This is a genomic window from Paenibacillus pectinilyticus (assembly GCF_001700435.1).
Classification (GTDB): Bacteria; Bacillota; Bacilli; order Paenibacillales; family NBRC-103111; genus Paenibacillus_E; species Paenibacillus_E pectinilyticus.
In genome coordinates this window covers 97,517-111,179 of sequence record NZ_LYPC01000023.1, presented here as the reverse complement: position 1 = coordinate 111,179, position 13,663 = coordinate 97,517, and the positions used below count along the sequence as shown (strand labels likewise).

Below are 13,663 nucleotides of genomic sequence, written 5' to 3'. Positions count from 1 at the left end.
TGAATTAGCGAAATTCTGCGGTGTAGTTCCGCTCACTTGTGCAGTGATCCCCACCTTCACGCTAGCTCCCGTTGTTGTAAATGTTGGCACTAACGCCGCTACATTCGTCCCATATGGCACGGTCAATGCTATGGTCTTGTCCGTCTCGTTAACTGTTCCCGTTACCACTGGATTCAATCCCGCGAAACCAAATGCTGTGATGGCCTTGGCATCGTTCGCTGCAACCGTCACTGTCACCGTGTAGTCTTGTGTCGAATTGTCCGCCGCTACAACGGTATATGTTATTTGATTAGTGAAATTCTGCGGTGTTATTCCGCTCAATTGTTCAGTACTTCCCACCTTCACACTAGCTCCCGTTGTTGTAAACGTTGGCACTAGCGTCGCTACATCCGTTCCATATGGCACGGTCAACGCGATGGCTTTATTCAATTCGTCAATTGTGACCACTGGGCTCAATCCCGCGAAACCAAATGCTGTGATGGCCTTCGCATCGTTCGCTGCAACCGTCACTGTCACTGTGTAGTCTTGTGTCGTGTTATCTTCCGCTACAACAGTATACCTTACTGGATCTGTTACTGAATTAGTGAAATTCTGCGGTGTTATTCCGCTCTCTTGTGCAGTGCCTCCCACCGTCACGCTAACTCCCGTTGTTGTAAACGTTGGCACTAGCGTCGTTACATCTGTTCCATATGGCACGGTCAACGCAATGGCCTTATTCAATTCGTCAATTGTGACCGCTGGGCTCAATCCCGCGAAACCAAATGCTGTAATGGCCTTCGCATCGTTCGCTGCCACCGTCACTGTCACTGTGTAGTCTTGTGTCGTGTTATCTTCCGCTACAACCGTGTACGTTACTGGACTTGTTACTGAATTAGTGAAATTCTGCGGTGTTATTCCGCTCTCTTGTGCAGTGCCTCCCACCGTCACGCTAGCTCCCGTTGTTGTAAAAGTAGGCACTAAGGCTCTTACATCCGTTCCATATGGTACGGTCAACGCGATGGCCTTATTCAATTCATCAATTGTGACCACTGGGCTCAATCCCGCAAAACCAAATGCTGTGATAGCCTTCGCAGAGTTCGCTGCAACCGCTACGGTCACCGTGTAGTCTTGAGTCGTGTTATCTTCCGCTACAACCGTGTACATTACTGGATGAGTGAAATCCTGCGGTGTTGTTCCACTCTCTTGTAGAGTGCTTCCTACCTTCACGCTGGCTCCCGATGTTGTAAACGTTGGGACTAGTGTCGTTACATCTGTTCCGTATGGCACAGTCAATGCAATTGTCCCGTCCAAATCGTTAACCGTTCCCGTTACCGCTGGGTGCAATCCAACAAAATTAAATGCTGTAATGGCTTTTGCCGTACTCAGTGTCTGAACATGAACCGCTCCGCTTTGTACTGATGTGCCAGCGAGATTAAAGGCGCTCACCGTATATGTATACGCGGTGTTCGGCGTCAGTCCGTTAACCATATAGGTGGCGCTAGTCGCGGTAGCAATCGCCGTATTCCCACCATTCTCGTAGATGTTGTAGCCGGTTGCCCCAGTTATGGCATTCCACGATAATGTAGTTGATGTGGACGTCGTGCTGCTAGATTGCAGGTTATCAGGCGCTCCTGGAGAGACAAACTTTTCTAAACCACTATAATAGCCCCCTGCGTATAGCTCATTATTTACATTGAGCAAGGTATTCACACTGTACTGAGAGCCACTTAGCTGTGTCCACGTCCCGTTAGTAAATGCCCATACATCTTGGCCGGTTTGTAACGTTCCGGCATAAAGCGTGCCGTTTACTTCTGCCATGGAACTCACGTAGGATGGTGAGCTGTCCATCGGCAACCATGTGTCATTACTGTACGACCATACACCGTTGGCGGTCTGCGTCCCCGCATACAAGGTACCATTTACTTTGAGCAAGGAATTCACGTTGTTCGGTGAATCATTCATCTGTGTCCATGTACCGCTACTGTACATCCAAACATCTTCGCTGCCAGTCTGCGTCCCCGCATACAACGTGCCATTCACATTGAGCAAGGCAGTCACGTAGGTCGGCGAGTCTGTCATCTGCATCCATGTCCCGCCACTGTACATCCATACGCCGTTGCTGTTCGCCGTTCCCGCATACAACGTACCATTTACATTAAGTAAGGCATACACGTAGTTCGGCGAGTTGGTCATCGGTGTCCATGTCCCGCCACTATACATCCATACAGCGTTGCTACCGGCCTGCGTACCCGCATATAGCGTGCCATTCACCTCGGCTAAAGCGTACACACGACTCGGCGAGCCTATCATCTTCGTCCAAGTCCCGCTATTGTACATCCATACGTCGTTGCTGCCAGTCTGTGTCCCCGCATACAACGTACCGTTTACATTAAGCGTGGTTTGGACTTTGCTCGGCATTCCGCCCATCTGCAGCCAATTTCCGTTACTGTACACCCACATAGCATTGCTGCCAGAATTAGTGCCTGCATACCAGGTACCGTTTACATCAACCATAGTTCTCACATAGCCCGGCGAACCTGTCATCTTCGCCCACGTCCCGCTGCTGTATGACCATGTGCCGTTCCCATAGTCCTCTGCCCCAACAAACAACGTGCCGTTTACATCGACTAAGGTATCCACTCGAGCTGGCGAACCCGTCATCTGCGACCACGTCCCGTTACTGTATGTCCAAACGTCATTGCTCCCGTTCTGCGCCCCGGCATACAACGTACCGTTTACATACGCCAAGGCATACACTTTACTCGGCGAATCACTCATCTGCGCGCACGTCCCGCTACTGCACATCCATATATCAGGTCTATCATTAATCACCGACCCCGCATACAAGGTACCGTTGACATTAACCATAGAATACACATAGCTCGGTGAGTCACTCACCGTCGTCCACGTCGTTCCATCGTACGACTTTATAGCATTGCCTTCACCTTGAAACCCCGCATACAAAGTACCGTTCACATTAATCAAAGAAGACACAAAGCTCGGCGAGCCCACCACCTGCGTCCACGTCGTTCCATCGTACGACCAGACGTCGCTGCTGCCGTTATAAACCCCTGCATACAGCGTGCCGTTTACATTTGCCAGAGAAAACACGCGACCCGGCGAACCGATTAGCTGCGTCCACTCCCCATTACTGTACGTCCATACGTCATTGCTGCCATTAGCCGTACCCACATATAACTTACCGTTTACATTGACTGAGGCATTCACGCTTGAAGGTTGCAAGGTCTGCCCCACCGATGTCCACGTTGGCGAAGTCGCATGGGCAGCCTTGCCTGCCCCCATGAAGGGGATGAGCATTAAGGCGAGTAGAAATGCCAGAACAATCCTCCCTAATCGGGAAGACCACATCTTAAGTCCTGATATAGATAGCTTCATAATTTCGTATACACCTCTTCATTTATCATTATGATTGCAACCGACGATGCAGCGATACAAGATTACTTGAGCCGACAAATAACGATATTTCCCTGGCCGCGCTTGTCGATTATTGCCACTTTCCCTCTCATTCTATGACTTTCGTCCCAACAAAAAAATCCCCCATCCAAGGGGGATAGAGGGTAATAAAATGGGGGATATACACGATTCCAAAATGTATTGTATAATTATGATTTCCTTCAATTGCGATAACTGCTCTACAACCATTGGAGTTCTTTTCCTTGCTTCAATGCCTGTTCCCTGCTGTTCACATGAAGTTTTCTATACATACTTTTCAGATGACTCTTGACCGTTTCGGCAGTGATTTGAAGCTGTTCGGCGATTTGTTTATTCGAGAGCCCCATATCAATCATCTTTAATATTTTCAATTCCTGTTTCGTGATCAGGGCACCCGAGCTTCCAGTCTCATTCATAGAATCCGATATTAGCAGAAGTAATTCCCTGGCGTAACGCGTGCTCGCAGTCTTACGGTTAGCGCCCGTCTGCCTTTGCCGGATATATTCACGCAACAGCTCAGCCATCTTGGCCCCTTCATCCACGAAACTTCGGATGTATTTCCCCGGTTCCGCCGATTGGAGTGCCGCCTCCAGCTTCATTACAGCGTTCGTCATATCTCCTTTTTGATAAAAAGCCATGCTTTGCAGGATGGTCACCTTAACCTTATCCCAGATCCGATCAGCCTTATCGACAAGCTGGTACAATTGTTCCAGCAGGTGCAAAGCGTCATCAACTTCCCCCTGTTCCATAAGCGCATTTGCCAAAATAAGATATTCTTTGATCGGACCGGGCGGGATCGTATCGGTATGCTTGATGCCGCAAGTTTGAAGCCACCGCTCATCGAAAGAACCGTTCGCAAGCGACAAATTTGCCTTCTCCGCCTCTATCCGTCTCATAAACATTCTTTTATCCACGGAATCGATCTTAGGTTTGACCCACTCCAGCCATTCAAAAGCTTTGGCCGAATCTCCTTTGGCCTGACAGATGCGCGCAGCATTAATAGAAGCACTTAACAGAATAAGGGCATAGGGCTGCATGCACGTCGACCTCAGTACCCTCTCCGCATAAACTTCAGCCTCTTCCAAGCGGTTCCATTCATATAACAGCAAACTGTACGTATTGTAGAAAAAACCGACGTAGGGGTAATTGTCTCTAGCTTCCCATACCTTGATCCATTTATAAAAGAATCTCTCCGCATCGTGTAAATCATTGAAAAAGCTCAATAATGTGTCGAAATACATCGAATACGAATTCGCTTCAATCATCTGGACGTAGCTGCCCTCCGGTGTATGGCGATCAAAAACCTCAAAATATTCATTAGCCCGCCGAAAGTCTCTCCGGTAAAAAGAAACAGCAGCGGACAAAAAATGAACATTTCCTGCGTAAGGTTTCCATTCCTGATCCGATAGCTTGTCCTCCATTAGGCGAAGTCTTGCTTGTGCCAACTCCAATTCATTGGTTTCTACCATCACTTTGACATAAAGAAACTGAATGCCCGGCTTTCCAGTAAAACAGGTCTCCGGGAGCTCGCGCAACCATCGATAAAGCACCCCTCTCTTCACATGAAGATTTTGCAGATGCTTTTCGATCATTGTGCTTGCTTCATGATGTTGCCCGTCCATAAACAGTTGCTCTACCGCTTCTTCTAAAAATCCGTGCTCCTCCAGCCAACGAGCTGCCTTGACATGCAATTCCTTCGATTGTCCCGCATACCTCTGCCGGAAAAGCCTCCGTAAAAACTCGGAAAATAAATGATGATAGCGATACCATTCCCGCTGATCATCCAATGAAACAATGAACAGATTATGCTGTTCAAGCATTTCCAACAGCTCTTGACAATTCGTTCTTCCGGTAACTGTCTCGCACAACGGGCCGTTTATCCTATCTACGATCGAAGTTTCCAATAGAAAGGACTGAATCTCGCTCGACTGGAGACTAAAAACCTCCTGAAACAGATAATCGGATATGCTGCGGTGTTGCCCGCTAAAGCCGCGGATAAAATCCGAATAATTGCCACTTCTTTGCAGCGATATAGCCGCAAGATACAGTCCGCTGATCCATCCCTCCGTGCGGTTGACTAGATCAGCTATCTTGTCTCCCGACAGTGGCAAACCCATGCACTCCTGAAAGTAACGAACTCCCTCCGCAAGTTGAAATCGCAGCTCCTGAATCGTGATTTTCACCATTTGGCCTGTTGTCTGCAGCCTTGCCGTAGGAAAGGGCATTTCAGCCCTGCTTGTTACATAGAGGTGGATGTGAGTGGGCAAATAGCCAAGGAAATAAGCCACCGAAGCATGAATGGAGGCATGATCAATCGCGTGATAATCATCCCAAACCAAGACCAATTCATCCGAGTGATTCTCAAGCTCGCAAATCATGGCTGATATGAATGACTCGAACGCTCCCGATTTTAAGGAAGACAAATAGGGGGTGACCGTTTCTGCAAATTGGGGAATCTTACTATTGATTGCAGCGATCGTATAGCTCCAAAACTCAATCAGATCATTATCTTGAGGGCCCAAGGAAATCCATACGGCAGGTATGACGGACTGCTGCAGCCACTGACTCAAAGCTGTTGTTTTGCCGTACCCTCCGGGAGCCGTTAAGGATGTAAGTTTGCTCTTTAATCCTTTATTTAATAGCACGTTGATCGCCGCTCGCTCAACAAGGTCATCGCGCCGCGTTTGCGGGATATGAAGTTTGGTACTCAGAATCATCATAGGCACCTCGGATTTGGCTGTTTTTATCTATTTCTTATTATATCTAATTCAAATCAATGGTGGCACTATCAAGTTATTCCCCCGCTTTCGAAATTGAAGTGTTCGTCTATGAATTCTGCAAACTAATCCTCAAATCCTGTTAATTACGACTATGATTCAGCTCTACTTTCATGCACAAAAGAAATAGCTTACTCGGCACTCTACTCCGTTCTATTTCTATTAGAGGCTAGGGCATTCTAGTTATTCACCCACACCGAACCTTTTGGTTTCACATATGTTGTGAGGGTACAAACCATATGGATTGAGGAAGTGATATCTATGCCCGGGCTTCTACGCACAGTCAACGGAACGACCACCCTTTTTGCAACAGCTAGCATCAAATCCAAGCAAGAAGGCATCTTAAGTGCGAACATCGAATTGGTTTTAAACCCCCGTCGAGGTGTCTCCGACATTTTACTAAACATCACACAGAATGCATGTAACTTCGTAACGTTCAAAATACAATCTCTGAATCGCACATCCAGCAGAATCACTGCTTCTTTTGGTAAACAAGTGCACGGCGCCTCCAGTGCCAACATCATACTCCATGAGAAAAACAATCATATCACTGCTAGAGGATTCATTAATAAGAAAGCAATCGTTCCCGTTAAACTTGAAAGCGGTTGTCAATGTGGCTGCTCGTGTTCTTGCACGCGTACCAAAAAAATAAGATTCAAAGATGGCACGACATTGAGGATCAGCATCGATAAATCGCTCCAACTTGCCCTTAAACGACTATTTATTAAACTTGAGCGTGTATTAAAAAAACTAATTCCGCGTGGACGCAAAAGCGCGACCGCTGATCCCGCATGCAATGCGAATTGCATTCGAATTGGGAACGCTTGCAAATCTGCATGCGGTATCTTTGCTGCCTTGTGCACGCCAATATGTTTGAGCGCGCAGGCGGTTTGTCTCATTAGTTGTTTGCCGACATAGTTCTTGCCAGCTCCGACAGAGTAATATGAAATAAAAGAGAAGTTCTATTCAAAGAAGCCACTCCATTGGCAGGAGTGGCTTTATCTTTATATCATGTGGTTTCTAAATAAGATATCTCTCCGCAGGAATCAAAACTCCACCCTGCGGGTGATGAACACCTTGATAGCTAGAAGGTAATGTCGGATCTCCATCGACGTATTCAGGCAGCTGTGGGTAGGGGTAGATAGGTCTCTGAAAACTAACCCCATTCGGAGCAAAACTATCCTTGAACGCTGTCGCAATAATTTTCTCCGGTGCTATTCCATGCTCCACCCATGCAACTAAAGCAGATAAAACATCATGTTCACGATCTTGCTGAACGTATGGAGAGCCTCCAAGCCCAATATCATTTAGCCCCGGTCCACCTCCACAATGCCCCATCCCTGGCACAAGGAAAAATCTGAAAAAACTTTGCGTCTGGGAGAGTCCCCCCTGATCTTCAATAACTCGATCATAGTAATGTAGCGCATCCTGATAAGGGACGAGAGGATCAGACATCCCCGTGTACATCAATATTTTCCCACCAAGTTCTTTCATCTCGCTTAAATCTGGATTATTCGCATTTAGTAACGGAGCCAGTCTGTCATTCAATGTATCCAAATCTCGGTCAAAATCAAATTTCGTATAATCAAAGTCAGCGCCAAATGCCCATTTAAACAAATACAACAACGACGACACTAGCTCAGGATCTTGTTGGATACCTATCCCACCTGGAATACTCTCGCTTCCATAGGGGAGTGGTGTATATATCCGTTCTCCCGTTCTTGGATTGGTGGGTCCCGCATAAATCTGCTTCAGTCCGGACAATTGTTCACTTGTGAGACCCTTGTTGTTATCCGTCGCATTTCTAGTAGGAATCGTATCCGGATCGAAATCGCATCTCCTCGGATCGGTTAAGAAGTTATCTTCCGAAGCGCCGCCATCATTTCCCTGCCATTGATCGATCACAGTTTGTGTTACTAATTTTAGTTGTTCTTCCGACAACATCGCGCCTGATGATTGATTCATTGCTTTCAAATTCCAAAGAAATCCCGTATGCAAGTGAGTGCGATTGTTAGCAGGAGCACCTGCGATGATGCCATTATAATCAGACGGATAACGTTGTGCTTCCATTAACGCTTGTTGGCCACCTGTTGAACAGCCGATGAAATAAGCGTATTTGGCCGATTTTTTATAAAATAATGCCACGATTTCCTTCGCAACTACTGTCATCTCGTGTGTTGCACGATGGCCGAAATCCGCCCATCGTTCGGGTTGACCAACGGCAGAATCCGCATTAGGTGACGTGCCTAGATCCGTGTTAGCCGTTGCATAGCCTCGCCGTATCCCAAATGCAAGTGGAGCATAGGAGATGGAACCAGCACCGCCGCCATTACCCGTGCCGAGAAAGTTACCGTTCCAATTCTCTTCAGGCAGCCAAATCTCTACTTGGATGTTCGATTGAGGAGTTGGCTTCAGATTGACCGCAATGCGGCAAAATGCGGGTAAGTCGCTGATCATTTTACCGTCGGGCAGAGAAAAACTTCCATGCAGTACCATTTCGGCGCATGTGATAGTGCCGCCTCGTATCTCGGCATTTTTAAAAACCTCTTCCCATAATTCCAATAAAATCATCTCCTATTTCCATATTTAACTGAACTTTCTTGCCATTACTTTTATCAAAAGAGTTTCTAATTCGGGCAAGTGTACGGTTTACGGCAGAAGTGTACCTATTCAGGCCCAGAATTGTTCCTATATAATCGGACGTGTGTAAGACCGGTAACGCTTACATAATGATATCAGTTCAACGACAAAGGAGACAAGTGAAGATGAAAAGCAGATTGCAACGCCAAAGGAAGCTATGGCTGGGTTTGTTGCTCGCCATCGTTGTCATCGCTCAGATCGGCTACGTCCCGTCTGGCAAAGGCACAGTTATGGCTGCTGACAATGGTTTGGCACAGAAACCTTATATGGGCTGGAGCAGTTACAGTATGCAGGTCTACGACGGTCCATCCGGCAATTGGATTTCCGAAGCCAAGATTAAGAAGATGTCTGACGCTATGCATGAAAAACTGCAGGCACATGGATTCAAATATATCAATATCGATGCGGGCTGGAACGGCAGCATGGACGAGTACGGCAGACCGGTACCCAGCACGACGCTTTATCCAGGAGGTTTCCAGAATCTCGTCGACTATATCCATGGAAACGGGCAGAAAGTTGGCATCTATCTCATCCCAGGCGTCTCGCCGGATGCAGTAGCCCAAAACTTGCCGATTTATAACGCACCTGGCTGTACAATCGGTGATATTGTTGTTAAGCCTTATAAGTATGCAGATTACTGGAATATCGGCTACAAAATCGATTTCAGCAATCCGTGTGCCCAAAAATATATTGATTCGGTTGCAGATATCATTGCCTCTTGGGGTATCGATTTCGTCAAATTCGATAGCGTAACGCCCGGTTCCGGGCATAACGACGTCAGTATCGATGCGCGTGACGATGTCAAAGCCTGGTCAACAGCACTGAGCAGACATCACATTTGGTATGAGCTGTCCTGGGCGCTGGATCACAATTACGTGGATTATTGGAAACAATATGCGAACGGCTGGCGGGTCGATTGGGATGTAGAATCCTATGACCCTGAAGTCGGTATGACGCAATGGGCCAATATTGCGCGATTATTTCCCGACGCTGCTCTGTGGTGGCGCGATGCTGGACCTGGAGGATGGAATGATTTCGACTCCTTGAATGTCGGCAACGGTTCTACCTCTGGTTTGACCAAGGACGAAAGACAAACAGCAGCCACATTATGGGCCGCTTCATCCGCTCAGTTCTATACAGGCGACGACCTGTCGAACCTCGACGCTTACGGTCTTGACTTACTGACGAACGACGAAGTCATCGCTGTCAATCAAGCCGGACGCCCTGTACATCCGGTATCCACGTCGACGAATCAGCAAGTTTGGTATGCCAATAATGGTGACGGAACCTATACAGTTGCTCTTTTCAATCTGGGCAACAAAGCAGCTCCGATTACCGTTAACTGGAGCGACATCGGTCTGAGCGGCACTGCCTCTGTACGCGACCTATGGAGCCATACTGAACTAGGCACTTACACGTCTGGTTATGGTCCAGTTTCCTTGGAGCCGCACGCTTCGCGTTTATTCAAAGTAACGGCGCTTAAAGGCAGCTCTGTTGTCAACGACGATGACACAGGCATGAGATACACAGGCACATGGACACGCAACGGCGGTAAAGAACTAGCTCGCGATGCCCAAGACTTATCAATTGCAATTGCGGACTCCGCTCCCGCTCCTGTCGGTCTGAGTGGAAATAATATGCCAACGCAAGACAATGCAGGTGGCACTACGGTCTCTCACGCCGTCTATATTAACGATACGGATCCGTCTATCCAATATTCGAACAAATGGGGATATAGTGGCGGAAGATCTTATGGTGACTACCAAGGTGACGTGCATTATGGCGAGTCTGAAAATGGCACAGAGCCAGAGTTCAGCTACGCTTTCACGGGAACCGGCATTGAGCTGTTCTCGGAACAGGGTACTTCCAATGGACGTATGGACATTTATATTGATGGGCAGCTGAAAGACACGGTAGACGCTGAAGGTCCTCAGCAGTCAGGTCAATATTCCGTCTATCGTATCGCCGATCTTCCGCAGGGAGCGCACACGTTGCGAGCGGTAAGAAACGGCTCCGGTCAATACTATTTCATTCTGGATGCTTTAAAGGTGACGACCGAAACGCTGGTTGGCCAACCTTCTGCGAACAGCTTTGACAAAGATCAACCTGCTGACATCACGACGAGTCTTCCCCTTGGTGCTAGCTCGCTGACAGGCATTAAAAACGGCACAACGTCGTTGCAGCCAACTACAGATTACACAATAAGCGGCGGCAATGTGGTAACGATTCGAAAAGAATACCTGTTACAACAGCCTTCGGGAAGCCCGGTTCAGCTAAACTTCGCCTTTGCTGGCGGTGACACGCAATCCTTGTCCATCGCAGTTACTGGCACGTCGCTCAATCCTTCAACTGCCGTCTTTGACAAGAAAACATCCGCACAAGCGGACGTCACGGCAACACTAACACTTGGCAGCAGCAACAGTCTGACAGGCATCATGAACGGCTCAGTCAGCTTGACGCCTGAACAGGACTACACGATTACAAACGGTGTTGTGAAAATTTTGAAGTCCTATTTGACCCAACAGCCTATTGGATTGACGAATTTGACCTTCACCTTCAGTTCCGGAAACCCGCGAACGTTAGCCATAACCATCAGTAATTCAGCATCTCCTGGCAGATTCACTTACATCAACGATGACAACCCGGAAATTCACTACACGGGTGCTTGGAACCGCAGTACTAACCGCCCTATTAACGATTACGGCAAAGACGTCCATTATGTTGAGCAAAACAATGACTATTTCACCTATACATTCAATGGTACTGGAATTACCTATATTACAGAAGTCGACCAGGGCCAAGGCGATGTGGACATCTATATAGACGGTCAACTTCATGGAACTGCGCACACCTATGGAGCAAACGCACATAACGATGCTCAACAGGAAGTCTATAAGGTTATGAATTTGACACCTGGTATTCATACGCTGAAAGCCGTCAAGAAGTCTGGGCAGTTCATGTTAGTAGATGCGCTTAAGGTACAGCAATCCGACCTAATTGATATCTCTGCAGCCGACTTCAACAAAACGGCAGCAGCAGATGTGAGCGTTAACATCATTGGCAACGCTGAGAGCTTGCACAGCATTACAAACGGTGCTAATACGCTTATCAAAGCTACAGATTACGTAATAAACGGCAATCAAGTAACGATAAAAAAAGAATATCTCGCTGCCCAACCTGTCGGAACCCTGAAGCTTACTTTTGCTTTTCAAGGTGATTATGGAGATGATGTTCATGCGACTTCTGTGAACGGAGACTCCTTCCTCTATACATTCACAGGAAGTGGTATCGAAATCCTCTCACCTACAGGGCCAGAACTTGGCGACATGGACATCTATATCGATGGTCAGTTGAAGGAAACGGTCAATGCCTATTCAACGATTCGGAGTGCTGGACACAGTCTTTACCACATATCCTCTCTTGCGAATGGCTCTCACACGCTGAAGGTTGTTAAAAAATCAGGCAGTTATATGCTGGTAGATGCGCTTAAATTCAATATTGCCGAAATTGGCAGTGCGCCTTCTGAACCTCAAACTGGAAGCGGATTGGGCAACAGTAATGACAACAGCCCAGTTAACGTCATTCGTACAACACAAGCCGACGGTACGAACAAAGAAGAAGTTAAGATTTCGAGTGACAATGCGAAAATGCTCATACAGAAGTCCCAGACCTCTGGAGCCAAATCAGCTGTCATTTCCCTACCCGACACCAAAGATGACGTGGCAATAACCCATGTTGAAGTAGGTAAAGATTCACTCGGCTTACTAGGTGATAGCGGGCTTGGCCTTGACCTCGACACAGGTAATGTCAAAGTCCAAATACCGAACAGCTCACTGAAGAACTTGCAAGACGACATGTTTTTCAACCTTGTTCCTGCCAAAGCTTTAGATGCAGGCAAAGATTTGGAACGTCGCGCCAATGCGGCGACAGTCGTTCTCAGTGTTGCTGGAGGCGGAAAAGCAGCTCTAGTTGGTCGCCCTGTAGACATTGTGACTAATCTACAAAATCATGAAGTTACCCTTGTCCTTCCGCTTCCTGCAGATATAAGTGAAGCCGATATTCAGCAGCTTGGTGTCTATATCGAGCATAGCGACGGGACTACGGAGTTTAAAAAAGGGACTGTCACAACGTTCGAAGGTGGCCGTGGCATTCAATTTACGACAAGTAAGTTCAGCACGTTCGCGCTTTTGAAAGTGGATGGTAAGTCATTGACGTTCACGCACGAACCGTACATCCAAGGCTATGAAAACGGCTTGTTTCACCCAGAAAATCGCATTACCCGTGCAGAGATGGCTACGATTCTTTCACGCATCGTAACCAAGCAGGCATCAGACAACAGCAGCGAATACATTGACGTGAAGGCTGATCAATGGTCTTACAACGCTATCACTCAAGTTTCGCGAATGGGCATCATGCAAGGTTACGTAGACGGTTCCTTCAAGCCAGACCAACCAATCACCAGAACGGAAATGGCTGCTCTTGCGATCAGACTCGCAGTGAATCCTACGGGAACTGGAACAGGCTTTACCGATACGTCCGGCCTTTGGGCCGAAGACGCCATCAAAGCTGCACAAGGTGCGGGCTACATGAATGGCTATGGGGATGGCTCTTTCGGTCCCGCCAAACCACTCACTCGTGCAGAAGCAGTCACTGTCATTAATCGTGTACTAGGTAGAGGACCGCTTAACGGGGTGAAGCACTCACCTTGGACTGACGTTCCAGACAATCATTGGGCGATTCATGACATTGAGGAAGCTTCGGTCAGCCATTCCTTTGAGCCGTTAGCGACCGGTGGAGAACAGATTGTAGAGTAG

The 13,663-nt window shown here is 47.6% G+C and carries 4 protein-coding genes; 1 reads left to right on the top strand and 3 read right to left on the bottom strand.

Features of this window, described 5'->3' with window-relative positions; translation table 11 throughout:
• The 3 genes from A8709_RS19560 to A8709_RS19545 form a co-directional block, all read right to left on the bottom strand.
• Window positions 1–3,375, bottom strand: a 3,375-nt coding sequence (locus A8709_RS19560; RefSeq protein ID WP_141692596.1) for a fibronectin type III domain-containing protein, incomplete at its 3' end; no start/stop codon positions are given.
• Window positions 3,376–3,632: 257 nt separating this feature from the next.
• Entirely contained in the window at window positions 3,633–6,152 is a 2,520-nt protein-coding gene (locus tag A8709_RS19555; RefSeq protein WP_084225169.1) for a winged helix-turn-helix domain-containing protein, read from the bottom strand.
• A 1,077-nt stretch (window positions 6,153–7,229) separates the two neighbouring features.
• A complete protein-coding gene (locus tag A8709_RS19545) occupies window positions 7,230–8,771 on the bottom strand; it encodes a tannase/feruloyl esterase family alpha/beta hydrolase (RefSeq protein ID WP_065854256.1) in 1,542 nt (513 codons plus the stop codon).
• Between the two features lie 203 nt (window positions 8,772–8,974).
• Here A8709_RS19545 and A8709_RS19540 point away from each other — a divergent pair, with 203 nt between their 5' ends.
• Window positions 8,975–13,663 carry a X2-like carbohydrate binding domain-containing protein gene (locus A8709_RS19540; protein ID WP_065854254.1) on the top strand — a complete coding sequence of 1,563 codons (4,689 nt, stop codon included), beginning with the start codon at window positions 8,975–8,977 and terminating at the stop codon, window positions 13,661–13,663.

Coding starts and splice junctions, on each gene's coding strand:
- A8709_RS19555 (WP_084225169.1), bottom strand. CDS start 6,152: ATGATGATTCTGAGTACCAAACTTCATATCCCGCAAACGCGGCGCGAT.
- A8709_RS19540 (WP_065854254.1), top strand. CDS start 8,975: ATGAAAAGCAGATTGCAACGCCAAAGGAAGCTATGGCTGGGTTTGTTG.